General features: G+C 67.7%; 17 protein-coding genes and 1 pseudogene. 9 read left to right on the top strand and 9 right to left on the bottom strand.

Features of this window, described 5'->3' with window-relative positions; translation table 11 throughout:
• Positions 1–1,079: pseudogene (locus KBW95_RS11815) on the bottom strand (hypothetical protein); the annotation flags it as partial.
• Complete coding sequence (locus KBW95_RS11810) at positions 1,076–1,945, bottom strand: ABC transporter ATP-binding protein (protein ID WP_211528331.1); 870 nt, start codon at positions 1,943–1,945, stop codon at positions 1,076–1,078. The pseudogene KBW95_RS11815 and the gene KBW95_RS11810, both read right to left, overlap by 4 nt.
• 259 nt (positions 1,946–2,204) lie before the next feature.
• On the opposite strand from KBW95_RS11810, the gene KBW95_RS11805 reads away from it, so the two are divergent.
• A complete protein-coding gene (locus KBW95_RS11805; protein ID WP_211528330.1) occupies positions 2,205–4,283 on the top strand; it encodes a diguanylate cyclase in 2,079 nt (692 codons plus the stop codon).
• Between the two features lie 31 nt (positions 4,284–4,314).
• Here KBW95_RS11805 and KBW95_RS11800 read toward each other — a convergent pair whose 3' ends face one another.
• The 6 genes from KBW95_RS11800 to KBW95_RS11775 form a co-directional block, all read right to left on the bottom strand.
• Positions 4,315–4,608 carry a hypothetical protein gene (locus tag KBW95_RS11800; protein WP_229429697.1) on the bottom strand — a complete coding sequence of 98 codons (294 nt, stop codon included), beginning with the start codon at positions 4,606–4,608 and terminating at the stop codon, positions 4,315–4,317.
• A 73-nt stretch (positions 4,609–4,681) separates the two neighbouring features.
• A complete protein-coding gene (locus KBW95_RS11795; RefSeq protein ID WP_211528329.1) occupies positions 4,682–5,491 on the bottom strand; it encodes a hypothetical protein in 810 nt (269 codons plus the stop codon).
• Between the two features lie 9 nt (positions 5,492–5,500).
• On the bottom strand, positions 5,501–9,118 hold the full coding sequence (locus tag KBW95_RS11790) for a tubulin-like doman-containing protein (protein WP_211528328.1): 3,618 nt from the start codon (positions 9,116–9,118) through the stop codon (positions 5,501–5,503).
• A gap of 24 nt (positions 9,119–9,142) precedes the next feature.
• Entirely contained in the window at positions 9,143–9,601 is a 459-nt protein-coding gene (locus KBW95_RS11785) for a hypothetical protein (protein ID WP_229429696.1), read from the bottom strand.
• 12 nt (positions 9,602–9,613) lie between these two features.
• Entirely contained in the window at positions 9,614–11,128 is a 1,515-nt protein-coding gene (locus tag KBW95_RS11780) for a hypothetical protein (RefSeq protein WP_211528327.1), read from the bottom strand.
• The gene (locus KBW95_RS11775) at positions 11,128–12,609 is read right to left on the bottom strand and encodes a hypothetical protein (protein ID WP_211524700.1); all 1,482 of its coding nucleotides are present in this window, start codon (positions 12,607–12,609) and stop codon (positions 11,128–11,130) included. The genes KBW95_RS11780 and KBW95_RS11775 overlap by 1 nt, the downstream gene beginning before the upstream one ends.
• Positions 12,610–12,839: 230 nt before the next feature.
• Here KBW95_RS11775 and KBW95_RS11770 point away from each other — a divergent pair, with 230 nt between their 5' ends.
• From KBW95_RS11770 to KBW95_RS11740, 7 genes are all read left to right on the top strand, one after another.
• Complete coding sequence (locus KBW95_RS11770; RefSeq protein WP_211528326.1) at positions 12,840–13,901, top strand: hypothetical protein; 1,062 nt, start codon at positions 12,840–12,842, stop codon at positions 13,899–13,901.
• Between the two features lie 123 nt (positions 13,902–14,024).
• The gene (locus KBW95_RS11765; protein ID WP_373888791.1) at positions 14,025–15,176 is read left to right on the top strand and encodes a sensor histidine kinase; all 1,152 of its coding nucleotides are present in this window, start codon (positions 14,025–14,027) and stop codon (positions 15,174–15,176) included.
• A 158-nt stretch (positions 15,177–15,334) separates the two neighbouring features.
• A complete protein-coding gene (locus tag KBW95_RS11760) occupies positions 15,335–17,701 on the top strand; it encodes a M1 family aminopeptidase (RefSeq protein ID WP_211528325.1) in 2,367 nt (788 codons plus the stop codon).
• Between the two features lie 107 nt (positions 17,702–17,808).
• A complete protein-coding gene (locus KBW95_RS11755) occupies positions 17,809–20,199 on the top strand; it encodes a M1 family metallopeptidase (RefSeq protein WP_211528324.1) in 2,391 nt (796 codons plus the stop codon).
• The gene (locus KBW95_RS11750; RefSeq protein ID WP_211524695.1) at positions 20,196–20,690 is read left to right on the top strand and encodes a DUF6702 family protein; all 495 of its coding nucleotides are present in this window, start codon (positions 20,196–20,198) and stop codon (positions 20,688–20,690) included. The genes KBW95_RS11755 and KBW95_RS11750 overlap by 4 nt, the downstream gene beginning before the upstream one ends.
• A 5-nt stretch (positions 20,691–20,695) precedes the next feature.
• Positions 20,696–22,750, top strand: a complete 2,055-nt coding sequence (locus KBW95_RS11745) for a TonB-dependent receptor (protein WP_211528323.1) — start codon at positions 20,696–20,698, stop codon at positions 22,748–22,750.
• 41 nt (positions 22,751–22,791) lie between these two features.
• Positions 22,792–23,538, top strand: coding sequence for a 2OG-Fe dioxygenase family protein (locus KBW95_RS11740; protein ID WP_211528322.1), 747 nt, complete (start codon positions 22,792–22,794; stop codon positions 23,536–23,538).
• A 235-nt stretch (positions 23,539–23,773) separates the two neighbouring features.
• On the opposite strand, the gene KBW95_RS11735 is transcribed toward KBW95_RS11740, so the two are convergent.
• On the bottom strand, positions 23,774–24,778 hold the full coding sequence (locus tag KBW95_RS11735) for a DUF1800 family protein (RefSeq protein WP_211528321.1): 1,005 nt from the start codon (positions 24,776–24,778) through the stop codon (positions 23,774–23,776).
• 135 nt (positions 24,779–24,913) lie between these two features.
• On the opposite strand from KBW95_RS11735, the gene KBW95_RS11730 reads away from it, so the two are divergent.
• Positions 24,914–26,047 carry an efflux RND transporter periplasmic adaptor subunit gene (locus KBW95_RS11730; protein WP_211524691.1) on the top strand — a complete coding sequence of 378 codons (1,134 nt, stop codon included), beginning with the start codon at positions 24,914–24,916 and terminating at the stop codon, positions 26,045–26,047.
• Positions 26,048–26,050 lie beyond the last annotated feature (3 nt).

The raw sequence follows: 26,050 nt of genomic DNA, 5'->3' as shown, positions 1-26,050 counted from the left end.
GCGCGGGCCACCATGGCCGCCCCCTGGGGGGCGATGCCGGCCGGCGCCGCGGCCAGCGCCAGCGCGACGTCGGCCAGGGTCTGGCCCGCGGCGCCCGGCAGGCGCGCGGCCAGGGCGAACAGCGGCTGGACCAGGCGCGACAGAGGACGCAGCCAGGCGTTGACGACGGCCAGCGGCGTGCGCCGCGCTCTCGCCTTGCCGGCCTTGACGCGGTCCGGCGAAAAGCGGTGGAACAACAGCAGCGCCGGCAAGACCGGCAGCATGGCCGCCAGGGCGGACAGGGCGCGGCTGAGCACAGCCCCCTGGTACCACATCCATTGCGGGAAGCTGCGTACCGGCAGCGCCGGGTCGTAGGGCATGCTGCCGATCGCCATCGCGCTGGTGTTCGCATGCTGCGACATGACGGCCAGGGCGTTCCCCATGCCCATGAAGTCGAAGGCCATGGCCAGCGGCAGCACCTGGGGCGCGGCCTTGCCCTGCTCGAGCATCTGCGGGCCGACGCCGATCGCGGCGACCCAGATGAAGAAATACAGCAGGTCGCCCACTTTTCCCATCAGTGGTCCCCAGCTGTCGAACAGCAGCGCGCAGCTGGCGGCGAACAGCACCATCGGTCCCAGCAGCAGCACATAGGTCTGGAGGTAGACGACGGGCTGGATCGGGCCATCGCCGCGCAGCAGGTGGCAGGCCAGGATGGTGAGCATGAAGGCGAACACCAGGATGCCGAGGTAGGCGACACCGCCCAGCCAACGCCCGGCCAGCAGGGCCGCGTTGCCGGCCGGGGTGGCGCCGATCACGCCGCCTATGCCGCTGCGCAGGTCTTCGGCGGTGCGCCCGCGCAGCAGGTAGAAGCCCGCCATGCCGAACAGCACGCCGGCCAGGGTGGCGCTGCCCATGGCCAGCGCCGAGCTGGTGTACAGCACGCGCGCGCCGTCCAGCGCCAGCAGGACCTTGCCGCCGGCCGGATCCTCGATCATGGCCCAGCTGACGGCCATCACGGCCAGCACCGCCGCCAGGGTCGACAGGCGGCGCAGCCGCAGCCGCACTTCATTGGCGGCCAGGGTGGCGACGAGGTGGATCATGCCGCCTCCGCCTGCACCGCATAGCGCTGGGCCATCAGCGCTTCTTCCAGGCTCGGCTCGGCCGCGCGCGCGCCGCCGCAGGGCAGTTCGGGGTGCGCGATGCGCAGCGCCACGCGGTCGCCCTGGCGCTGGGCCTGCAGCACGTGCACGCGCTCGCGCAGGGCCTCGTAGTCGTGGGCGGCGACGCTGGCCGACCACACCTGGCCGCGGGCGCGCGCCAGGATCGCATCCGGGGTCTCGTGCGCCACCAGGCGGCCGGAACGCATGATCGCCAGTTCGCTCGCGATGCTCTCGACGTCCGAGACGATGTGGGTGGACATGATCACCAGCTTGCCGAAGCCCAGTTCCGCCAGCAGGTTACGGAAGCGCAGGCGCTCTTCCGGATCGAGGCCGGCGGTCGGTTCGTCCACCACCAGGATGTCGGGATCGTTCAGCAGCGCCTGGGCGATCCCGAGCCGGCGCCGCATGCCGCCCGAGAACGAGGCCGCCGGACGCTTGGCATGGTCGTGCAGGTTGACCAGTTCGAGCAGGCGGCGGATGCGGGCCGGGTCGCGCACGCCCTTCAGGGCCGCGAAATACCGCATGAATTCGAGCGCGCTCAGGTTGGGATAGACGCCGAAGTCCTGCGGCAGGTAGCCCAGGGTACGGCGGATGGCGTCGGGCGTGCGCGCGATGTCGGCGCCCTTCCACAGGATCTGGCCGGCGCTCGGACGGGTCAGGGTGGCGATCATCTGCATCAGGGTGGTCTTGCCGGCGCCGTTGTGGCCGATCAGGCCGACCACGCCCCGCTCCAGCCTTAGACTGACGCCATCCACCGCCCGCACCTGCTTGCCGAAGGTCTTTTCTACCGCGCGCAATTCCAGCATCTCCGTCTCCCTGTTCGAGCTGTTTATATGTTGGAAATACTGTAAAGGAAGCAAAACCGGGCGGCCGGGGCTTTGTGACGGACGGCAGAAAGCGCGGTCCAGGCTGCACGAAGCGGGGGCGTCAGCGGCGAGCGGTCGGGCTGTGTCATTTTGGTGACAATTGATGAGAAAGTGGAATTTCTCCACTGCAACAGGCCTATAATTATTCGCACTATTCAGACGAATCGTCGGACCTGACCGGCGCCACGAGACCCGATCCATGTTCGCTGCCCTGCAACGCGCTACCGCGCGTCCCCGAAGCCTCGCGCTGGCCGCGGCGCTCTGTGCCGCGCTGTGCGCGGCGCCGGCCTATTCCGCTGGTGGTGCGCCCCTCACCCAGCGCCTGGCCGAGATCCGCGAGGTCAACCGCTTCGTTCCCGAGCGCGCCCTGCCGATGCTCAAGGAGATCGAGGCCGAAGGCCGCGCCGCTGCCCTGCCCGAGCGAGCCGAATTCCTGAACCAGCTCGCCAGCGCCCAGTACGTCCTGGGCCACAACGAGGAAGCGCTGGCCACTACCGAGGAACTGATCGCGCTGGGCCGTACGCACAAGGACACCGTGGCCCTGGCCAAGGGCCTGCTGCGCAAGGGCTATATCGAATCGGGCGAGCACCGTCTGCCGGAATCGCACCGCCTGATCCGGGAAGCGGAACAGCTGGCCAGGACCACCCAGGACTTCGACCTGCGCCTGCGCAGCCTGATTTCCACCGGCGAAACCTATGCCGAGGAAGGCAACCTGCCGACCGCCCTCGACCGCCTGCAAACGGCGGCCGCGCTGGCGCGCCAGTCCGGCGACCCGGTGCAGATCGTGATGACGCTGAACTCGCTGGCGCGCCTGTACGGCCTGCTGCGCGATCCGGAAGCGGGCCTGAAGGTGCTGGAAGAAGCCACCACGGCGGCGCTGAAGACGAATTCTCCCGGCCGCATGGCGACGCTCAAGGACGCCGAATACGGCCTGGCGATCGCCGCCCGCCAGTACCAGCGCGGCCTCAGGGCGCTGCAGGACGCCCTCGCGCTCGAGCGCAAGATCGGCGCCCATTCGATGGTCGCCTACACGCTGGTGAACCTGTCGGACTGCTACCTGAAGCTGCACGATTACCGCAACGCCGCCAACTATGCCGAGCAGACCATTCAGGCGGCGCGCAAGCTCAACGACCGCGGCCTGGAAATCACGGCGCGCCTGAACCTGGGCCAGGCCTACATGGCGCTCGGCCGCCTGGTGGAGGGCAAGCGCCACATCGAGGCCGGCCTGGCGGGCTACGAAGACCTGGGCGACAAGCCCGAGCTGCAGATGGTGCTGGAGGAATACGGCGCGGCGCTGGAGCGCGCCGGCGACCTGTCCGGCGCCCTGCACGCCTACCACCGCGAGCGCAAGATCTCGAACGAGCTGTTCGAGCAGCGCCGCCAGCAGGCCGTGCTCGACCTGCAGACCAAATACGAGGCCGACAAGAAGCAGCAGCAGATCGAACTGCTGCGCAGCGAGAACCAGATCAAGTCGTCCGAACTCGACAACCGCCGCCTGCAGCAGCGCGTCTGGTGGCTGCTGGCAGTGGTGTTCGCGCTCGCCTCCGCCGTCGTCGGCCTGCTGTACCGCAAGGTGCGGCATGCGAACGCCGCGCTGCACGAGAAGAACCGCGAGCTCAAGCAGCAGAGCGTGCGCGATCCGCTCACCGCCCTGTATAACCGCCGCCACTTCCTGGAATTCATGCGCGGCGTGCCCGGCAAGGGCACGTGCGCCACGGCCGGCGCGCCGGAAGAAACCACCGGCGCCCTGTTCCTGCTCGACGTCGACCATTTCAAGCACATCAACGACACTTACGGCCACGCGGCCGGCGACGCGGTGCTGACCGCGATCGCGGCCGGCCTGCGCGAGATCCTGCGTGAGACCGACATGATCGTGCGCTGGGGCGGCGAGGAATTCCTGGCCTACCTGCCCACGATCCCGGCCGGCGGCCTGGACGAAGTGGCCCAGCGCATCCTGAACGGGATCGCCTCGATCCGCGTGCGGCATGGCGAGGGCGAGCTGTCGGTGAACGTCTCGATCGGCTACGCGCCCTTCCCGATCCGGGTCGGCGGACAGGCGCTGCCGTGGGAGCGGGCGGTCAACCTGGTCGACATGGCGCTCTACCTGGCCAAATCGCATGGGCGCAACCGCGCCTATGGCGTGCGCGGCTTCGCCGATCCGGAGAAGGCCTGCATCGACGAGATCGAGCAGAACCTGGAGCGTGCATGGCGCGCGGGCCAGGTGGACCTGTCCGTCGTGCTGGGAGAGTGGAAGGAATTGCGCATCGCGAGCGCCTGATACCAGCGCCCGGCAGGAACGGCAGGTACGCCTATTTCTTGTCTTGCAGCTTTTCCCCGGCCTCCTCGACCTTCTTGCCGATCTTGTCGGTCGCCCGGTCCAGCCCGCGGCTGGCGTCGCGCGTCGCATCCGCGACCTTGTCGCGCGCCTCTTCCGCGGCGCGGTCGGCCTTGGCCAGCTCGTCCTTCACGCTGTCCGATACCCGGGCGCCGGCGTCGTCCAGCACCTTGCCGGCCTTTTGCGCCGGTCCCATCTCTTCCTCGCCGCGGCCGCAGCCGGCCAGCACGGCCAGCGCCAGCAGCGCGCCCACCACGCTCGTTTTCATGTCGGTCTCCTTGCTGTCCTTCTGAGCGCCAGCATACACCCAGGCCGATTCAGGCGGCTGACGCTACAGTCGCTCATTGCCCGCTGCCAGACGGATCGGCCAGCGGATGCTCGCGCCTGCCCTCGTCGATGCGCTGCCTCAGCGCCCGGGTCTCCGCGTCCTCGCCCCAGCGCCGCGTGAACACCGCCAGGCGCGCCCGCGCCTTGTCGTAGGCGTCGGCCTTGATCAGCTTCTGGATCGCCCCGCGCGTCTCGAACCAGGCCTCGCGGCGCTGCTCGGCGCGGGTGCAGGCCTTCGCCGCGTCGTTCAGGCGCCGCTGGACCTGGGTCAGCTGCTCGGCCGTCGCCCGCGTCTCGCGCAGCGCGATCAGCTCGTCCTGGGCTTCGCGCGCCTTGCACTCCTTGGCCAGCGCCACCGCCTTGTCCATGCGGCGCTCGATCAGGGCCTTGGAAGGATTCGCCACCAGCCACACCAGCCACAGCACGCCGAGTGCGAGCGCCCACCAGCGCAGGCGCACGGGACGGCGTCCGGGCGGCTGCTTGGCCGGCGCCGCACCTGCGGCTGGCTTGGCGCCGAGCGTGCTCTTGGCGACGGATGCGGGAGCGGCCGCAGGCGCGGGCTGTGGCGCAGGCGGAGGCGCCGCCGCGGCGGGCGGCGATGGCGGAGACGGAGGAGGCGGAGGAGGCGGAGGAGGTGCAGGCGGCACCGGGCGCAGCGGCGGAGCAGCTACCGCCGCCGCCGCTGTTCCCACTTTGACCGGCTGCGGCATGGGCGCGCCCGGGCGCTGGGCAGTCCCACACCACGGGCAGAAATTCACCGCGCGCGGAAAGCTCCGCCCGCAAGCGGCGTTGATGCACCGGTAGATCGCTTCGTTCTGAGCCATGCGGTCCTTTTACTCCGGATCGGGAACGCCGTCGTCGGGATCGGGGATCGCCGCGCCCAGCAGCGGCGCCAGCTCGGGCAGCGCGCCGACGGTGCTCCACTTGTCCAGCTTGGGATTCCAGCGCATGTCCCAGACCCGGGTTCCCGCGTCGATCTCGCCGCGCGCCGCCATCTGGCCCAGCTCGTCCTGCGTGTAGGGACCGCGCTGCGCGCCCTGCAGGAACAGCTTGTAGCGGTTGACGCCGGACGGCGCGACAACCGGCGGCACCGCCTTGCGCTGCAGGACCTCGGCCGCCCTGTCGTCGCTGGCCAGGTAGTCGGGCAGGATCACGCGCTTGTCCACCGGCCGCTCGACTTCCCAGCTATAAGCGTCGCTGGCCGAGCCGGGCACGGTCTCGGTCCATTGCGCGATGCCCGAGAGCGCGGTCTCGATCTGGCTTGGCGACAGTCCAGGATCGGCATTCGCCGCGCGCCGGATCCACTGGTCGTACAGGCGCCGCGCGGTGATGTTGGGCAGCGAAGGAGACGGCAGCTGGGCGCCGGTCTCGTCGACTTCCAGGCGCGGTTCGTACACGCGCAGCTGGTAGTGGCGCATCAGGGCCGCCAGCAGAGCCAGCTGGTGCGGCCCCATGCCGGCCAGGCGCGTCTGCACCGCGCCGATCACCTGCTCGCGGTAATAGGATGGCAAGCCGTTGGAACGGATCGCGTATTCGTTGCCGATCTGAAGCCATTCGCCCGATCCCGGCTCGACCTCGAACAGGTATTGCCCGCGCGGCTGGAAGCTGGCTTCGCGGTCGCCCAGGTCGGCCTTGCGCCGGATAACGCCCAGCGCGATCGCCTGCAGAAACCATTCGTAGTCGTCCGCCAGCCGGTTCAGCTCGTCCATCGAGGGCGAGATCGGATGGCGGAAGCGCGTGGCGTCGAAATGCAGGTGGGTCGGGATCTTCGGGTTCTCGATCTGGTAGGAGGCGCGCCAGGTCGGCAGGCCGCGCAGCACCGTCATCGGGTAGCCGGACAGCTCGATGTAGCACACCGCGCGGCCATTGAAGCCGGTGTTGACGATGGAGACCAGGTCGCCGTGGAAGTACCCGGTCGGCACCGCCGCGCGCAGCTCGGCCTCCATCTTGCGCCAGGCGCTCACGTCGCCCACGCCGATGAAGCACTTGAACTGGTCGGCGGCGGGCGTGAACTCGGCCGAGAAGCGCGCGTTCACCCAGGGCATGGCGCTGCGTATCCATTCGCCGAAGATGCGCTGGCGTTCCTGCGGGGTCAAGGCGGACAGCCGCTCGAGCAGCGGGTCGACGGGTTCGGGCTGCTCGAGCTCCTGGCTGGAGAGCTGCAGCTGGGCGCGGCGGAACAGCTTGAGCAGCAGTTCCGAACGCAGGCGCTCGTCGCCCAGTTGCGGGAACAGGCGCGCCGAGCCGCCGAATTCCAGCAGCACTTCCTCGCTCCATGCGCTCACGTCGCCGGTCAGGCGCACCGGCGGCGGCGTGGTGTCGGCGGCCAGCTTGATATAGGTGGCGTGTTCCTGGCGGGCGTCGGCGCGCAGCTGGCTGATGCGCTGGTCGGCGGCGGCCAGCATGGCCTGCACCTGGCGCCGGCCTTCCTGGAATTCGCCGGCGATGCCGCTCCATTGCGCCTGCCCGTGCTCGTCGGTGCTCTGCGGGTCGCCCAGCCAGGCCGACATGCCGCGCATGACTTCGATCGACTGCCCGGCCGACACCGCCAGCAGGTGGAAGCGCAGGTAGTCGGCGATGTCGCGCTTGAGGTGGTTCATCACTTCGCGCGCCTGCGGCTCCTTGCCGAACATGCGGCCGGAGGCCTGCGACAGGTTGTTCAGCGATTCCTCCACCTGGCGGGTGCGCAGCGCGTCGCGGATGTCGCGGTAGCGGCGTCCGTTGCGCTCGGCGTTGGCCAGGTCGCGCTGCTGCAGGCGGGCCTTGACCTGCTCCAGCAGCGACAGCACGAATTCCAGCCCGCCCTGCTTGCGGTCGTCCAGCAGCGCATACAGGCGCTCGCGCACGCGGCCTTTCAAGCGGCCCAGCAGTTCGTTCGTGTGCCGCTTGATGCGGTCTTCGCTGGTCTCGGCGGTGGCGCCGGCCTCGCGGATCGCATCGCGCTCCAGGTTCGGCAGCAGCTCGGCCACCTTCTCGCGCCACAGCTTGATGTCGTAGGACGCCATGATGCGGTCCATCTCGAGCTGCACCTTGCTCTCGACCCGCTCGAGCAGCGACCTGCCGTCGCGGTCCAGCAGCAGGGTATTGGTGAGGGTGTACTCGGGGAAGGCGGTGACGTCGACGGTCCCCTTGCGGAAGTCCGGGAACTCGTCGAAGGGACGCTCGGCCATGTCCATCTGCTCGCGCATGAAGCTGTCGCGTTCCTGGTCCCCTGCCCTCCGGGCGGCGGTCCCGTCGCTGCTTACCAGGCCGAAGAAGGCCTTGACCATCAGCCCGGCCAGCTCGTAGGCGCGGATGTCTTCGACCAGGCTTTGCTGGGTGTCGAGCACCGACTGCCCGAAGGCCGAGTACACCTTCGAATAGGACAGGCGCATGTCGCCGAAGCGCGCCTCCGGCACCTTGGGATTGTAGGGCCCGAGCTTGTGCTGCTGCTGGTTGACCGCCACCGAGCGCTTGCGGTTGGCGAAATCGGCCGAGGCGAAGTCCTCGAACAGGGTGTCGGCCACCATCTGGTAGACGTCCTTGACGTCCAGTGTCGCCTTGTTGGCCAGGTTGGCGGTGTCGACGAAATAGACGTCGTCGAAAGGCGTGCCGGTGCCCGTGATGCTGTCGGGCTCCATCCAGTGCACGCGCGCGTTCATGTCGCGCATCGCCGTCTCCAGCTCCATCAGGGTGGCGTAGGCATTGGCCTCGGTGCGCTCCTTGTTGGCCTTGGCGTAGCCCGAGGGCATGAACAGCACCAGGTCGACCTGGCTGTCCGACACTTCCTGGCGCGCGATGGCCTTGGACAGCCAGCCCAGGTCGATCGCGCTGCCGGCGCCGGTGCCGCCGGCGGCGGAGGCGATCACGACGATGCGGAACTTGGAGGTATCGACCTGCAGGCCCAGGCGCTGGTAGTTCTCCTTGCGCTCGATGCCGGCATTACTGCTCAGGAAGTTGAGCGCGCCCTTGATGCGGCCGCGCAGCTTCGGGTATTTGTCGAACAGGTAGAGCCGCGCCAGCGCGCGGATCTGGCCCGCGCCCTTGGACGGGTCGATGCCCAGCGAGCGCAGCTTCTTGGGCCGCAGCGGCATCCAGTTCTCGATCAGCGGGAAGCGCGCCAGGCTGTCGTCGGACTCGTGGTACTGGGGCAGGTCGAGCGGCTCGACCAGGCGTTCCTCGTCGCTCAGGCGCACCAGCTCGTACCAGGGATCGGTGCGCTGCGACTTGCCTTCGTCGATCACGGCATTGCTGTCGAGGTCGAAGTGCAGGAAGCGCGCGACCGGGAAGTCGCCGATGGATTCCACCCGCGTCGGATGGTGGCGGTTCCACACGGCCGACAGGATGCGGCGGCGGATGCGCATCATCACTTCCATGCCGGTGCCGCCGGCGCCGATGAACAGCGTGGGCCGCAGGTCGACCTTGAGCTCGGTCTTGGCGCCCAGGGTGCCGGGTTTGGGGAAATCTGCCATGTTCGATTCTCTTTCCAATGACTTTTAGCGTCGCCCGGTGAACAGCGCCGCAACCAGGGCCACCACCCCGACGATGACCAGCGGCCCCATGACGCCGAAAGTCATGTAGCGGCTGGCGTTGATGATCGCCAGCACCGCCGCCGCCGACAGGAAGCCGAGCCCGATGAACAGCAGCCAGCCCGCCGTGCCGGCCGACGAGGGCGCCACGCGGCGCACCACCAGGTGGTGCACGTAGGCGTTCCGCACGAAGAAGTAGACCACCAGCAGGATCACGAACACCACGGCGCCGATCGCCAGGTCGCGGGTCGAGGTGTCGGTGGCCGGGGGCATCCCCTCCGTGCCCGGCACCACTTCCACCGGGCGCCCCGCCGTCTCGGGCGCGGTCTTCGGCAGCGTATCCTGGGGCGAAGCCGATTCCTCGGGCAGCTTGAAGCCGGGATCGGCGGGCGACGGCGCGGTGGGTTGCTGGGTTCCTTGCATCATGGTCCTCTCGTCTTAGCGGCCTAACCTGACCTTGACCTGCGCGCCTTCGCGCAGGTCCAGCAGCTGGTGGCCGAACAGGGTGGTCTTGAGCTGGGCGACCTGCTGCCCGGCCTTGTCGTAGATCGGTTGGGTGGTGCCGGGACGCGCGCGCATGGTGCGCAGCTCGTCCTCGACGGTCAGGTGGGCGACGCGCGGCCGGGCATAGGCATAGGCCGCCGCGCCCGCCGCCCCCAGCAGCGCCAGCGCGGCGCCGCCCAGGGCCAGCAGCGGCCCCATGCCGTAGTGGACGCGCACTTCCACCGGCAACACGGCGGTCGAGGCCTGCACGCGCGCTGGCGGGATGAAGATGTCCGGCAGCGGGTCGCCCGGGAACAGCGCCGCCATGCGCTGGCGGAAGGCTTGCGACAGCTCCAGCTTCTGGTCCGCCAGGTGCAGCTGGATGGTCCCCGGCAGCACATAGGCCGAACCGGCCGATTTCAGCGCTTGCGCCGACCACTTGTCGGGGATTTGCGCCACCGGCAGGGTCATGGTCGAGCCCAGGGGAGCGGGTTTGCCCGGCGCCAGCGCGCTGACCTTGCTGCTGGCCAGCGAGATCGGGCGGTTCTCGCCGCCCAGCGTGGAGCGCGCGCTCAGGGTGGCCGAGGAGATCGTGTACGGGTACATCGTGTTCTCGAGATTCCACTCGATGCGCGCCGTGGGCTGGCGCGCATCCGGCGCCACGTCGGCGCGCAGCACGCCGTTCGGCGCGGTGGCGAAGCGCACGCCCGGCGCGTTCTCGACCTTGCGCGGCGCCAGCCGCACCGTGTCGCGGTCGAGCGGCTTCAGGCGCGCGGGCGGCTCGGTGATCACGCGCTCGACCCGCCTGGCGGCCAGCAGCGCGTCGAGCGCCCTGTTGCCCTCCGCGCCGACGGCGAAGGCGTACACCATCAGGCCGTTGGCGCTGTAGTGCTCGCCCTTGACCGGCATGCGCAGCGGGAAGGCCAGCGCCTTGGTGATCGCCGCGCCGCCGTGGATCAGCTGGTAGAACTCGCGGTTGCGCTCCGCCGTGGCCTGGTCGTTGTTGGGGCTGTTGCGGTTGTTGGTGAACAGCCAGACGATGCCGGGCTTGCCGCCCAGCGCCTGCGCGATGGCCGCCTGCACGGCCTCGCCCAGGTCGGTATCGGCCAGCGCGGCGCTGCCCGGCTTGCGGGCCGTGTCCAGGCCGCGCAAGGCCTGGGTGATCTTTTGCGCGGAGTCCTGTCCCGCCTTGAAGGACAACAACGCCCTTGGCGACGGCGCGCCGGGCAGCGACTGGTTGAAGGCGGCCAGCACCACCGCCTCGCCCGGCTGCACCACGCTGCCCGCCAGCGCGCCGACCAGCGGCTTGAACTGCGACTGCGGATCGCTGTAGAAGGGTTCCATCCAGCCCGAGTTCTGCACCAGGAAGACATGCGGAACGGCGAAGGCCCAGGCCGGGACCGCCGCCATAAACATGGCCAAAGCAGCCGCAGCCAGCATGCGCCCGAGGGAGGGGAACAAGGTCCTCATCACGCGAGCTCGTCCAGCCGCCAGCCGCGCATCTGGTTCCAGTCGGGATGCTGCAGCCACAGGCAGTTGTCGTAGACCAGCGGCACGCAGTCGAGCGGCCGCGCCAGGCGCGCGATCTCGTCCAGGATCACATTGCGGCGGCCGATCCATTCGACCGTCACGCGCGGAATCACGCGGTCGTCCAGGGCATCCTCGGCGCGTCCCGTGTACTTGTGCAGGCGCAGCACCAGTCCGCTCGGCTGGCTGCGGTTGTTGTTGAAGCTGCGCAGCAGCGGCACCACCAGGGTGTCGTCCTGGCTCTGGTCTTCGATGTGCTCGGCCGACCAGGGCTCGTCCACCACCGGATGGCCGCGCCGGAACAGGAAGTTGGCGAAGCCCAGGCGCGCGCCGTCGATGCCGACCCTTTCGGGCTGGTCCGAGCCTATTTCGAGGAAGGAATAGCCCTGGCCATCATGCCCGATGTGCCACAGGCGTCCGTCGCGGCTCTGGGTCGGACCGCCGAAGGCCAGGCGCGGCTGCCATTCCGGCGGCCAGGGCAGGAACCGGGGCGCTTCGCCGGGACGCCAGGCGAGCTGGCCCGCTTCGTGCAGCCAGAACAGGCGGCCGTCGTAGCCAAAAGGGCGCGACCAGCCGGAGGCCGGCAAATCGGGGCAGGGAAACTGCTGCGCCTCGTCCAGGTCGGTGCGCGCGCTCCACAGGTGCACATTGCCCGGCGCCCCGGCCAGGCAGGCCAGGTGGCGGCGCATGATGCCCGGCGCGGCCAGCACCGGCGCGTCGTGCACGGGTTCGAGGCGATAGCTTTCGCTGACGGGATTGATCCACAGGCGCTGCAGGCCGCCGGCGGTCGGGACCAGCGCCACTTCTCCGCGCCCGCTCCCCTCGGCGGGCAGCCATGCATATGCCGATGCGGTGAAGGCCAGGCTGGCGGCGCCATCCTCGGGCGCCAGCACGTGCCACAACTGGGCCAGCGGGTCCCAGTATTGCAGCACGCCGCGGGTGTGGGCCAGCGCCAGCAGGCGCTGCTCGGGAAAGCCGTAGCCGGCCGCGGCGAAGACGCACCAGGCGTTGGGCGGCGCGGGCATGCTGCGGTCGGCGCGGCCCACGTGCGGGGCCGCGGGGCGTTCTTCCAGGCTGTCGCCCAGCGCCAGCGAAGTGACCGGCAAGCCATGCGGCACATGGCGCGGCAGCGACTGGTCGGCGCCCGGCCCCCACCAGCCGGGCCGCCGGGAAGGCTGGCCGTTCAGGCGCTGCAGGGGCTGGCCGCAATGCGGGCAGTGGGCGAAACCTTCGGGATAGATGGGCGCGCAGCCGCAGCTGGCCGGCAGCGAGGCGCCGAGCAGGCGCGCGACGTCAGGCAGGCGCGCGCCGGCGTGGGACTGCCAGTCGATGCGTCCCAGTCCCTCGGTGGCCAGCAGTTCGAACTGCCCATTCCTCTCGTCTTCCTGCCAGATGCTGGCAGGCGTTTCCCATCGGTAAGCCACACATACTCCCGTTCACCGGCGCAGCGGCGCCCGCGCCATTTGATTTGTCGAAACAAGGCCTGTCGAGACCGTTGTTGTTGCTCAAATCATAGCGCCGCCCACTGTCGCGCGGCGCGCCGTTCACGGGGTAGCATGCAGCGACACTGCCGGGATCAAATAGCAGGCTGTTCAGCGGAACTTTCAGGCCGAAACCGTATAATGACGGGCTGGATATTCCGTTAGCCTTCCCCATGAACTCCGCCGTCCCTTCCACTATCGCGCCAGCTGGCGACCTGCCCCCGCACGCCGTCGAGGCCGCCAGCGCGCACCTGGCCGACCTGCTTGCCATCGCCGTCGAGCACGGTCCTGGATCCGCGCACGCCGCCCTGGTCGTCTACGACACCCGCACCGCCCTGGCGCGCGCCCTGCTCGCCGCCTACCGCCGCAACCTGCCGGACGCGCGCTTCATCGACTTCGACAGCGTCACGCCGGAAACGGTGCTGGAAGCCTTCCGCAGCATGCAAGCCAGGGATCTGGTAGTGCTGGTGCAGTCGACCAACTTCCGCCTGGACGGCTTCCGCATCCGGGTCGAGCTGTTCAAGCTGGGCCTGAAGGTGATCGAGCACGTGCACCTGTCGCGCATGCCGGGGGCGCAGTCCGAGCACTACATCGAGGCGCTGGCCTACGACCCGGCCTATTTCCGCGGCACCGGGCGGGCGCTGAAGGCGCGCATCGACAGCGCGCCGCATGCGCGCGTGGAAGGCGGCGGCGAGGTGCTGCACTTCGCCTCGCCCTTCGAGCCGGCCAAGCTGAACGTGGGCGACTACAGCGAGATGAACAACGTGGGCGGCCAGTTCCCGATCGGCGAGGTGTTCACCGAGGCGCTCGACCTGGAAGCGGTGCATGGCCGGGTCCAGGTGCATGTATTCGGCGACACCAGTTACCGCTCCAACCGCCCGGACACGCCCGTGACCATCGTGATCGACAAGGGCCGCGTGGTGGCGGCCGAAAACGCCACCCCGGCCTTCCAGGAAGTGCTGGACATCATCCGCGCCGACGAGGGCGAGGTCTGGGTGCGCGAGCTGGGCTTCGGCCTGAACCGCGCCTTCACGCGCGAGCGCCGGGTGGACGACATCGGCACCTACGAGCGCATGTGCGGCATCCACCTCTCGCTCGGGGCCAAGCACGGCGTCTACCCGAAGCCGGGCTTCAAGCGCAAGGACGCCCGCTATCACATCGACGTGTTCGCGGTGACCGACGCAGTCTACCTGGGCGACGAACGGGTATACGCCGACGGCCGCTGGCTGGTGTAACAAAAAAGTGCTTGTATTCCTGCGGCATGGTGATGCTATGATGTAATTATTACAATTTACAAACGGACGGCGATCATGGGAGACGGCGTTCTTGGGGATGTTCCAACTCATGTGAACGATCATGTGAGCGAAATACAGGGCATAGGCGCTGTTCCACGCATTCTCGACACCGTCGCCGCCATGACCGGGCTGCGCTTCGTCGCCATCGCCCATGTCACCGCTTCATCCTGGACCGCCTGCGCGGTGCACGACCGCCTCGACTTCGGCCTGCGCCCCGGCGACACGCTCGACGTCGACACCACCATCTGCAGCGAAGTCCACGCCACCCGCCAGGCGGTGATCATCGACAGCGTGCGCCACAGCGAACGCTATCGCGAACACTACACGCCGCGCATCTACGGCTTCCAGAGCTACTTCTCGATTCCCATCTTCCGCCCGGACGGCTTCTACTTCGGCACCCTGTGCGGCCTCGATCCGGAACCGGCGCGCCTGAGCGACGGGGCCACCGCCGCCACCCTGGCCCTGTTCGCGGAACTGATCTCGAACCAGCTGGAATCCGAGCGCTCGCTGCGCGCGGCCCGCAGCGCCCTGTTCACGGAACGCGAGACGGCCGAACTGCGCGAGCAGTTCATCGCCGTGCTGGGCCACGACCTGCGCACCCCGCTGGGCGCGATCCTCAGCGGCAGCGAGATCCTGGGGCGCCGGGTCGAGGATGCCGGCGCGCGCCAGCTGGTGGAGCGCATCCGCCGCAGCGCCCGGCGCATCGCGGGCCTGGTCGACGACGTGGTCGACTTCACGCGCGGGCGCATGGGATCGGGCATCGCCCTCGACCTGCGCGAGCGCGACGACATCGGCGTGGTGCTGGAACAAGTGGTGGACGAACTGCGCGGCGTCTACCCCGGCCGCCAGATCGACACCGCCATCGATACCCGGCTGGCGCTGCGCTGCGATCCGCAGCGCCTGTCCCAGCTGCTGTCGAACCTGCTCAAGAACGCGCTGGTGCACGGCGCTCCGCAGCGTCCGATCACGGTCACGGCCGCCCTCGACGGCCCCAGCTTCGTCCTGCGCGTAACCAACGAAGGCCCGGACCTGAGCCCGGCCATGATCGGCCAGCTGTTCAAGCCCTACTGGCGCGCTTCCTCGCGCGCCGGCAGCGAGGGGCTGGGCCTGGGGCTGTACATCGTCGGCCAGATCGCCGCCGGCCACGGCGGCGCGATCCGCGTCACCTCGGCCGAAGGACGCACCTCGTTCACCTTCAGCATGCCGGTGGAGTGATCCCGGCGGCGGCGTGGGGGGCGCATCGTCAATACGATGTGCCTTGCAAATGTCGCATATGTATTATGTATCAGCTTTTTTACAAATCCCCCGAACAATTGCCGGATGGCTAAAGATAGAATTGTTTTTCCTACTCCAACACCAATTCCAGGGGAAATATGATTCGTTTGCCCATCAGCCTGGCAGCGCTGTGCCTCACTGCCTCGGCTTTTGCAGCTGCGCCTTTCGACGACAAGTTCCGTCAGCTCGATGAACTGCTCCCGACCCCGGGGGCGATCCGCACCGCATCCGGTGCGCCAGGCCACGCCTACTGGCAGCAGCGCGCGGACTACACGATCCGCGCCACCCTCGACGAAGAGCGCCGCGCCATCAACGGCTCGGGCACGATCACGTACTACAACAATTCCCCGGATACGCTGAAGTACCTGTGGCTGCAGCTGGACCAGAACATCTACAAGCCGGATTCGGATGCGCGCCAGAGCGCCACCGTGGCCTCGCGCCAGGCATGGGAAAAGCCGCGCAGCCCGGCCGAAGGCCTGAAGTTCGACGGCATGCGCTCGATGCTGACCGCCGCCGAGTTCCCGGGCGGCTTCAACATCACGAGCGTGAAGGACAGCGGCGGCCGCACCCTGCCCTACACCATCAACAAGACCATGATGCGCATCGACCTGCCGCAGCCGCTCAAGCCGGGTGCGCGCGTGTCGTTCAACGTCGCCTGGAACTACAACATCAACGAGCAGAAGGTGCTCGGCGGCCGTTCCGGCTACGAGAAGTTCGACGACAAGAACGACCTGTTCGAGATCGCCCAGTGGTTCCCGCGCATGGCGGCCTACTACGACGTCTATGGCTGGCAGCACAAGCAGTTCCTGGGCGCCGGCGAATTCACGCTGGAATTCGGCGACTACGACGTGCAGATCACCGTGCCGGCCGACCACATCGTGGCCTCCACCGGCGAGCTGCAGAACCCGGGCGAGGTGCTCACCGCCGCCCAGCGCGACCGCCTGAAGCAGGCCCGCACGGCCAAGAAGCCGGTCATCATCGCCACCCAGGCGGAAGCCGAAGCGCGCGAAAAGCAGCGCACCGGCGGCACCAAGACCTGGCACTTCAAGGCCAAGAACGTGCGCGACTTCGCCTTCGCCACCAGCCGCAAGTTCATCTGGGACGCCCAGGGCATCAAGAGCGGCAACGTCGACGTGATGGCGATGTCCTACTACCCGAAGGAAGGCAATCCGCTGTGGGAAAAGTACTCGACCCACGCGATCGTCCACACCATCGAACAGTACAACAAGTACTCCCTCGACTATCCGTATCCGGTGTCGATCTCGGTCAACGGCCCGGTCGGCGGCATGGAATACCCGATGATCACGTTTAACGGTCCGCGTCCCGTCAAGGACAAGAAGACCGGCGAGCTGACCTATTCCAAGCGCACCAAGTACGGCCTGATCGGCGTGATCATCCACGAAGTGGGCCACAACTACTTCCCGATGATCGTCAACTCGGACGAGCGCCAGTGGACCTGGATGGACGAGGGCCTGAACTCCTTCGTGCAGTCGCTGGCCCAGGAAGCCTGGGAAGAGGACTGGTCGGAGATGCGCGGCCACCCGCGCCAGATCGTCGACTACATGCGCAGCCGTAACCAGGTGCCGATCATGACCAACTCGGAGTCCCTGCTCCAGTTCGGCAACAACGCCTACGCCAAGCCGGCCGCCGCGCTGAACATCCTGCGCGAGACCGTCCTCGGCCGCGAGCTGTTCGACTTCGCGTTCAAGGAATACGCGCAGCGCTGGAAGTTCAAGCGCCCGACCCCGGCCGACTTCTTCCGCACCATGGAAGACGCTTCCGGCACCGACCTCGACTGGTTCTGGCGCGGCTGGTTCTACACCACCGACGCGGTGGACGTGAGCCTGGACGGCATCACCGAGTACACGGTGGCCAGCAAGGATCCGGAAGTCGAGAAAGCCTGGCAGCGCGCCAGGAAACAAGCAGAGCCAATCTCGATCACCGACCAGCGCAACAAGGGCATGGAACGCCGCGTCGACCGCTTCCCGGAGCTGAAGGACTTCTACAACGAGCACGACGACTTCACCGTCACCAACAAGGACCGCAACAAGTTCAACGAAACGATGGCGGACCTGGAAGACTGGGAGAAGGAACTGCTCAAATCGGGCAAGCACCTGACCCTGGTGGACTTCACCAACAAGGGCGGTTTGGTGACCCCGCTGATCGTCGAGATCGAACTGAAGAGCGGCAAGAAGTACATCGAGCGCATCCCGGCCGAAGTGTGGCGCTATTCGCCGACCAGGATCACCAAGCTGTTCATCACCGACGAGCCGGTGGTGGGCATGGTCCAGGACCCGTATTGGGAAACGGCGGATATCGACGTCAGCAACAACGCCTGGCCGCGCAAGTCCGAGCCTTCGCGCCTGGAGCTGTTCAAGAGCGAGCGTGACCAGAACAACCTGATGCGCGACTACAACACCAAGCTCAAGACCAAGGAGCAGAAAGAAGACGCGAAGTCGGAGTAATCCGGTGTTCGAGCTTTAATTGAACGCGTCGGCGGCATAGCCGCCACCCCTACCGGCGGGACACATACAGGTGTCCTGCCGGTTTCTCATTCAGCCTATACACTTGTATGAACATCAAGCACCTGCAGGCCAGCCTGGCCGCACTGATCCTGGGAATGAGCGCGGCCGCGCATGCCGCGCCGGCGATCGAGGATAAATTCCGCCAGCTCGATGAGCTGCTGCCCACGCCCAACGAATTCCGCACCGCCTCCGGCGCACCGGGCCACGCCTACTGGCAGCAGCGCGCCGACTACCGCATCAAGGTCACGCTCGACGAGGCAAAGCGCGCGGTCACGGGTTCCGGCAGCATCACCTACCACAACAATTCGCCGGACACGCTCTCCTACCTGTGGGTGCAGCTGGACCAGAACATGTTCCGCGCCGATTCGGACAACCGCAACATCGCCACCCTGCCCTCGCGCGAGGCATGGCAGGCGCGCGGCAACGACGGCGTCAAGTTCGAGGCGCTGCGCTTCCAGCTCGAGTCGCGCGCCTTCGAGGGCGGCATCCAGATCCATGGCGTGACGGATGCCGGCGGCCGCAAGCTGGCCCATACCATCAACAAGACCATGATGCGGATCGACCTGCCGCAGCCGATGAAGCCGGGCGCGCGCTTCAGCTTCAACGTCGCCTGGAGCTTCAAGGTGCCCGAGATGAACGTGCTGGGCCGCCGCATGGGCTACGAGCGCTTCGACCGGGAAGACAAGGCCAACGACAGCGACCTGTTCGAGATCGCCCAGTTCTTCCCGCGCATGGCCGCCTACTACGACATCAAGGGCTGGCAGAACAAGCAGTACATGGGCGATGGCGAATTCACCCTGGAATTCGGCGACTACGACGTCGAGATCACCGTCCCGGCCGACCATATCGTCGCCTCCACCGGCGAACTGCAGAACCCTGGCGACGTGCTCACCAGCGCCCAGCGCGACCGCCTCAGGCAGGCGCGCACGGCCAAAAAGCCGGTCGTCATCGCGACCCAGGCCGAAGCCGAAGCGCGTGAAAAGCAGCGTGCCGCCGGAAGCAAGACCTGGCGCTTCTCAGCGAAGAACGTGCGCGACTTCGCCTTCGCCAGCAGCCGCAAGTTCATCTGGGACGCCCAGGGCATCAAGAGCGGCGACCAGGACGTAATGGCGATGTCCTACTACCCGAAGGAAGCCAACCCGCTGTGGGGCACCTATTCGACGGCGGCGGTCGTCCACACCATCGAACAGTACAACAAGTACTCCTTCGACTACCCCTACCCGACCGCGATCTCGGTCAACGGCCCGGTGGGCGGCATGGAATACCCGATGATCTCGTTCAACGGGCCGCGTCCGGTGAAAGACAAGAAGACCGGCGAGATCACCTATTCGAAGCGCACCAAGTATGGTCTGATCAGCGTGATCATCCACGAAGTGGGCCACAACTACTTCCCGATGATCGTCAACTCGGACGAGCGCCAGTGGACCTGGATGGACGAGGGCCTGAACAGCTTCCTGCAGTTCCTGGCCGAGCAGGCCTGGGAAGAGAACTATCCCGACACCCGCGGCGAGGCGCGCAACATCGTCGACTACATGCGCAGCACCAACCAGGTGCCGGTCATGACCAATGCCGAATCGACGCTCCAGCGCGGCAACAACGCCTATGCCAAGCCGGCGACGGCCCTGAACATCCTGCGCGAGACCATCCTCGGCCGCGAGCTGTTCGACTTCGCCTTCCGCGAGTACGCCGAGCGCTGGAAGTTCAAGCGCCCGACCCCGGCCGACTTCTTCCGCACCATGGAAGACGCCTCCGGCACGGACCTCGACTGGTTCTGGCGCGGCTGGTTCTACACCACCGACCCGGTGGACGTGAGCGTGGACGGCATCACCGAGTACACCGTCGGCAGCAAGGACCCGGAAGTCGAGAAAGCCTGGCAGCGCGCCCGCGAAAAATCGGAACCGGTGTCGATCATCGACCAGCGCAACAAGGGTATGGTGCGCCGCGTCGACCGTTTCCCGGAGCTGAAGGACTTCTACAACGAGCACGACGACTTCACGGTCACCAACAAGGACCGCAACAAGTTCGCCGAAACGATGGCGGACCTGGAAGACTGGGAAAAGGAATTGCTCAAGTCGGGCAAGCGCCTCACGCTGGTGGACTTCACCAACAAGGGCGGCCTGGTGACCCCGCTGATCGTCGAGATCGAACTGAAGAGCGGCAAGAAGATCATCGAGCGCATCCCGGCCGAAGTGTGGCGCTATTCGCCGCAGAAAATCACGAAACTGTTCATCACCGACGAACCGATCGTTGGGCTCACGCAAGACCCCTACTGGGAAACGGCCGATATTGATGTCAGCAACAACGCCTGGCCGCGCAAGGCGACGCCTTCGCGCCTGGAGCTCTTCAAGACCGAACAGGACAGGAACAATCTGATGCGCGACTTCCGCACCCCGCTGAAGAAGAAGCCCGCCGCTGAAGCACCGAAGGCCGTCCAATGAAACTCAGGCTGTTCAAAGCCGCGTGCGCCGCCCTGCTCGTCGCGATGAGCGCGGGGGTGCATGCGCACCGCTTCCACACCAGCATCACGGACGTCTCGTACAACGCGCGCACCAAGAGCACCGAAGTGGTGCACACCTACATGGCGCACGACATCGAGGCGCTTTTGATGAACCTCTACCAGCGCCAGTTCGACCTGAGCGATCCGGAAGACCAGGAAGTGCTGCGCAAGTACATCGAGCAGCAGTTCGTGATCAAGGGCGCGGACAACAAGCCGCTCAAGCTGCGCTGGGTCGGGATGACCGCCGACGCGCAGAGCGTCGTGGTGTTCCAGGAAGCCGAGCAGACGCAGGTATCCCAGGCGGCCGTCATCCGCCAGGGCGTGCTGATCGACTTCTTGCCCGACCAGGTCAATACCGTCAACCTGAACGAAGCGGGAACCGTGCGTTCCCTCACTTTCATGCGCCAGGCGCTGGAACAAGCGGCCCGCTGACACCCATGCAATTACGTGTTTTACCCTGCGCGCTGGCCGCGCTGTTTGTCCACACCTCCATCCATGCCGATGCTCATGCAGACGATTTCGTGCTCCAGCGCGTGCTGGTCGAAGGCTCGCGCGCCAGCATGCTCGGCATCGCCGACTCGGCCGGCGCCGGCAGCGCGGGCGCCAAGGACCTCGCCAACCGCATCGCCTACCGTCCCGGCGAACTGCTCGAGGTCACGCCCGGCCTGATCGCCAGCCAGCACAGCGGCGAAGGCAAGGCCAACCAGTTCTACCTGCGCGGCTTCAACCTCGACCACGGCACCGACCTGGCCACCTGGGTCGACGGCATGCCGGTCAACCAGCGCAGCCATGCGCACGGCCAGGGCTGGACCGACCTGAACTTCCTGATTCCCGAACTGGTCGGCCGCCTCGACTACCGCAAGGGTCCCTATTCCTCGCGCGAAGGAGACTTTTCGTCGGCCGGCGTGGCTTCGCTCACCTACGCCAACCGCCTGAGCAAGAACCTGGCGACGGCCACCCTGGGCCAGGACGGCTATGCGCGCACGGTGCTGGCCGGCTCGCTGGATGCGACGGGCGGCAGCGTGCTGTTTGCGCTGGAAGGCATGAAGAACGACGGTCCGTGGACGCGCGCCGACGGCTACCGCAAGACCAATGCCGTGCTGCGCTACAGCCGCGGCTACGCCAACAACGGCTGGAGCGTGACCGCGATGAACTACAGCGGCCACTGGAACGCCACCGACCAGATTCCACTGCGCGCGGTGCAGGCCGGCCAGCTCGGGCGCTACGATAATCTCGACAGCACGGATGGCGGCGAGGCGCGCCGCGCCAGCCTGTCCGGGGTATGGCGCCGCACCGATGCCGATTCGGCCTCGAAGCTGAGCGCCTACGTGATCCGCAACCGGCTCGACCTGTATTCGAATTTCACCTACTTCATGAACGACCCGGTCAACGGCGACCAGTTCAGCCAGCCGGACCGCCGCGTGACCTCGGGCCTGGACGGCAGCCACACCTGGCACGTGCACCGCAGCGACAGCTTCTCGTCCGACGTGACGGTGGGCGCCCAGCTGCAGAACGACAACATCCACAACGGCCTGTACGACACCCGCGCGCGCCGGCGCCTGGCGACCACGCGCGAAGACCACATCGTCGAAACCAGCGGCGCCCTCTTCATCGAGAACGCCACCCGCTGGAACGAGGCGCTGCGCACCGTGGCCGGCGTGCGCGCCAGCCGCTACGCTTTTCGCGTCGACAGCGACCGCCCGGAGAACACGGGCAGCGCGCACGACACCCTGCTGACGCCTTCGCTGAATGTCGCCTACGGACCGTGGGCCTCGACCGAACTGTACGCCAACTACGGCCACGGCTTCCACAGCAACGACGCGCGCGGCACCGTCGCGGCGCTCGACCCGAAGACCCTCGACCCGGTCGAGCGCACGCCGGGGCTGGTGCGCTCGCGCGGCCTTGAATTCGGCGTCCGCAGCGCCGCGCTTCCCGCCATGCAGACTTCGTTCTCGGTGTACCGGCTCGACTTCGATTCCGAGCTGACCTATATCGGCGACGCCGGCAATACCGAGGCGGGCGATCCGAGCCGCCGCTACGGGATCGAGTTCTCGAACTACTGGCGCGCGCTCAAATGGCTGTCGGTCGACTTCGACGCGGCCTATGCGCGCGCCCGCTCGCGCGGCGGCAACCCGGCGGGGGATAGGATTCCGGGCGCGATCGAAGGCGTGGCCCAGCTCAGCCTGACGGTGGACCGCAGCGGCCCGTGGTCGGGCGCCCTGCGCCTGCGCTGGTTCGGCCCGCGTCCGCTGGCCGAGGACGACAGCGTGCGCTCGCAGGCCAGCGTCACGCTGAACGGCCGTCTCGGCTACAAGCTGGCCAAGGACCTGCAGCTCGAGCTAGAAGGCTTCAATCTCACCAACCGGCGCGATTCGGCCATCGACTACTTCTACGCCTCGCAGCTGAAGGGCGAAGCGGCGCCGGTCGAGGACGTGCATTTCCATCCGATCGAACCGCGCTCCTTCCGCCTGACCCTGGTCAAGAATTGGTGAGGCTCAGACCGGCGGCGTGGAAAAGTGCTACGCTAGCCGGCATGACAACACCGCAAGCACCCTATCTTGATCCGTCGCAGCTGACGGACGCCCTGCGCAGCACCGGTTATGCCCTGCTGCGTCCCCTCGACGTCGCCCGCCTGGCCGGCTGCAGCCTGGACGAGCTCCAGACGCTGGCGCCGAGCTGGGAACACCTCGAGCTGGACAACTACCTGAAGGACGGCGGCCGCTATCGCCGCCGCCGCCATTCCTGCTTCATCGACGACGGCAGCGCGCTCACGCAGACGCCGCACCGCGCCCACTGGCAGCCGGTGGAGTACAACGCCCTGCACGGAGGCATGCACCGCCTGTTCGCGCCGGTCGAGCCGGACACGGTGGCCAACCCGGCCTGGAACCGCCTGCTGCGCTCACTGGGCGAAATCTGCTCCGGCGTACGCGGCCCGCGCCGCTGGTACGTGGAAGCCCACCAGTTCCGCATCGATACCGCCGACGGCATCGGCCGCCCGACGCCGGAAGGCGCGCACCGCGACGGCGTGGACTTCGTGGCGGTGATCCTGATTGGCCGCCACGGCATCAAGGGTGGCGAGACCCGCGTGTTCGAAGCCAACGGCCCGGCGGGCCAGCGCTTCACGATGCTGGAGCCCTGGACCATGCTGCTGCTGGACGATGCGGCCGTGATCCACGAATCGACGCCGATCCAGCCGCTGGGCGAACACGGGCACCGCGATACCCTGGTGCTGACCTGGCGCCAGAACGCCTTCCAGGGCGAAGACGTGCAGGCCGGCTAAGCCAGCGACTCTTCTCTCCGGACTCCAGATAAAAAAACGCCCGCGAAGCCTGGAGGCTTGGCGGGCTGTAATCCAATTTTCGGAGAAAACTGGAGGAGACGGTTTCAATATAGTCCAAATTATTGTGCACTGCAATACCGTAGAACTACGATGCGTCATTGTGGAGAGAAACCTTTCCAAATCGACCATTTTTCTTGGGTTTGCGGCAGTGCGCAATGCGCGCGTCGGCGCTGCGTCAATAACGCAAAAAATCTTCGCTCTTGAGTAATTCCGCAGCTTGCGCGCTGAGCGGCGGCGTGGACATCGCCGCGGCCATCGCGGCTGCCGAGGGTGTCGGCGCTTCCGGCCTTACCGTGACAGGCGCAACCAGGGCGCCAGGCCGATCTACGGAGCGCACCGGCGGCGCCACCGAAGCCTGGCGATGGCGGCGCGGCGGCTCGGCGGCCAGCGGCAGGCGCCCCTGCGCCAGCGCAGCAGCCACCCCGGGCCATGCGGCCATCCCCTGCTCTTCCAGTCCTCGCTGCGCCTGGGCCAGGGGCGCCGCGTTGGCGACTTCCAGGCCGCCGGCGCGCACGGCCGAGGCCAGAAGGCGCAAGGGATCCTTGCGCTTCGCCGCATGCGACGCGGACGCCAGGAACTCGGGGCTCATGAACAGCTCCCGCAAGACGGCTTTCTGCGCGCCGCCGCTTTGCCGCCATGCCGCTTCCATGCGCGTCACCAGCGCCTGCGGCGCGCTGCCGACGAACCAGAGCGCCAGGGCCCGGCACCACGCGGCCGGACGCTCGGCCTCGGAGAAGGGAGCGAACACGCGCGGCCGCAGCGCGTCCGCCATGCGTGCCTGTGCGGCCGGTCCCAGCGCGTCGCCGCCCTTCTGCTGGAGCCAGAAGCCGACCAGCACTTCCTCGAGTTGGCGCCTGCTCGCGATCGCACGCAGCAGGCGTTCCTGCCGGGCCAGGTCATCGGCTTCCTCCGGGCCGGCGGCCACACGCGCACTGGCCAGCTCGTGCACCCGGCGCGCCGTCTCGCCCAGCAAATCGGGCCTGGACGCATCCAGCTGCTCCGCCACATAAGCCTGCAAGCCCATGCCCTGCAAGCGCGCAGCCTCGCCCGGCCGGGGGCCGAAGCTCATCCGATTGAGCACGTGCACGGCCTGCCCCGCCGACAGCGGCGCAGTGGCGAATGCGCGTCCGGCAAGCACCGTGCAAAACAAGGCAAGGGCGGCAGCCAGTATTCGGACCATGGGTTCTCCTCTCGATGAGGATTTATACCCCACCCTGTAAATCTTTGTAAGCGCCCTGCATAGTCCACACGAGTGCGCGCTGCCGTGCAGGCCGCTTTTGCTACACTTGATTGCTTACCTAAAAGTCTACAGACCATGCAAATCAAACGGATTCCACGCGCCGCGCTCCTGGCCGCGGCGGCAGCCTCCCTGTGCGCCCTGATCGCCTTCGCCCTGACCCGCGGCGCCGGCGCCAAGGACGAAGCGGCGCCTTCACCCAAGCCGGCCCTGACCGTCTCCACCGGCCTGCCGTCGAGCGCCAGCCTCCCCCTCAGCCTGACCGCCAACGGCAGCATTGCTTCGTGGCAGGAAGCGGTGATCGGCAGCGAATCGGGCGGGCTGCGCCTGACCGAAGTGCGCGTCAACGTCGGCGACGTCGTCAAGAAGGGCGACGTGCTGGCCGTGTTCTCCAGCGAGACCGTGCGCGCCGACGTCGAGCAGGCGCGCGCCGCCCTGCAGGAAGCGCAGGCCAACGCCGCGGAAGCCACGGCCAACGCCGAGCGCGCCCGCGCCCTGAAAAGCTCCGGCGCGCTGAGCGAGCAGCAGGTTACCCAGCTCCTCACCGCCGAGCGCACCGCGGCGGCGCGCGTGAACGCGGCCAAGGCCACGCTCACCCAGCAGCAGCTGCGCCTCAAGTACACGCAGGTGACGGCGCCGGACAGCGGCGTCATCTCGGCGCGCAACGCCACCGTGGGCGCCGTGGTCGGCATCGGCACGGAACTGTTCCGCATGATCCGCCAGGGCCGCCTCGAATGGCGCGCCGAGGTGACGGCGCCCGACCTGGGCCGCATCAAACCCGGCATGCGGGCCTACGTCCGCGCTGCGAGCGGCGGCGAAGTGACCGGCAAGGTGCGCACCGTCGCGCCTTCGGTGGATCCGCAAAGCCGCATCGCTTTGGTCTATGTCGACCTGCCGCCGGCGCTCTCGAGCAATGCGCCGCTCAAGGCCGGCATGTTCGCCAGCGGCCGCTTCGAACTGGGCGCGTCGAACGCGCTCACCGTGCCGCAGCAGGCGATCGCGGTGCGCGACGGCTTCTCCTACGTGTTCCGGCTGAACCGCGACAGCCGCGTGAGCCAGCTGAAGGTCAGCACCGGACGCCGCCTGGGCGACCGGGTCGAGGTCACTGGCGGCCTGGCGGCGGGCACGACTATCGTGGTCAGCGGGGCAGGCTTCCTGAACGACGGCGACCTGGTTCGGAATGTACCCGCGCCGGCGCGTCCGGCGGGTTGAGGG

The organism is Massilia sp. ZL223 (assembly GCF_018119395.1).
Lineage (GTDB): Bacteria > Pseudomonadota > Gammaproteobacteria > Burkholderiales > Burkholderiaceae_D > Telluria.
Note: the sequence above shows the minus strand (reverse complement) of the source record. Positions and strands in the feature narration are given on the sequence as shown.

Coding starts and splice junctions, on each gene's coding strand:
- KBW95_RS11810 (WP_211528331.1), bottom strand. CDS start 1,945: ATGCTGGAATTGCGCGCGGTAGAAAAGACCTTCGGCAAGCAGGTGCGG.
- KBW95_RS11805 (WP_211528330.1), top strand. CDS start 2,205: ATGTTCGCTGCCCTGCAACGCGCTACCGCGCGTCCCCGAAGCCTCGCG.
- KBW95_RS11800 (WP_229429697.1), bottom strand. CDS start 4,608: ATGAAAACGAGCGTGGTGGGCGCGCTGCTGGCGCTGGCCGTGCTGGCC.
- KBW95_RS11795 (WP_211528329.1), bottom strand. CDS start 5,491: ATGGCTCAGAACGAAGCGATCTACCGGTGCATCAACGCCGCTTGCGGG.
- KBW95_RS11790 (WP_211528328.1), bottom strand. CDS start 9,118: ATGGCAGATTTCCCCAAACCCGGCACCCTGGGCGCCAAGACCGAGCTC.
- KBW95_RS11785 (WP_229429696.1), bottom strand. CDS start 9,601: ATGATGCAAGGAACCCAGCAACCCACCGCGCCGTCGCCCGCCGATCCC.
- KBW95_RS11780 (WP_211528327.1), bottom strand. CDS start 11,128: ATGAGGACCTTGTTCCCCTCCCTCGGGCGCATGCTGGCTGCGGCTGCT.
- KBW95_RS11770 (WP_211528326.1), top strand. CDS start 12,840: ATGAACTCCGCCGTCCCTTCCACTATCGCGCCAGCTGGCGACCTGCCC.
- KBW95_RS11760 (WP_211528325.1), top strand. CDS start 15,335: ATGATTCGTTTGCCCATCAGCCTGGCAGCGCTGTGCCTCACTGCCTCG.
- KBW95_RS11755 (WP_211528324.1), top strand. CDS start 17,809: ATGAACATCAAGCACCTGCAGGCCAGCCTGGCCGCACTGATCCTGGGA.
- KBW95_RS11750 (WP_211524695.1), top strand. CDS start 20,196: ATGAAACTCAGGCTGTTCAAAGCCGCGTGCGCCGCCCTGCTCGTCGCG.
- KBW95_RS11745 (WP_211528323.1), top strand. CDS start 20,696: ATGCAATTACGTGTTTTACCCTGCGCGCTGGCCGCGCTGTTTGTCCAC.
- KBW95_RS11740 (WP_211528322.1), top strand. CDS start 22,792: ATGACAACACCGCAAGCACCCTATCTTGATCCGTCGCAGCTGACGGAC.
- KBW95_RS11735 (WP_211528321.1), bottom strand. CDS start 24,778: ATGGTCCGAATACTGGCTGCCGCCCTTGCCTTGTTTTGCACGGTGCTT.
- KBW95_RS11730 (WP_211524691.1), top strand. CDS start 24,914: ATGCAAATCAAACGGATTCCACGCGCCGCGCTCCTGGCCGCGGCGGCA.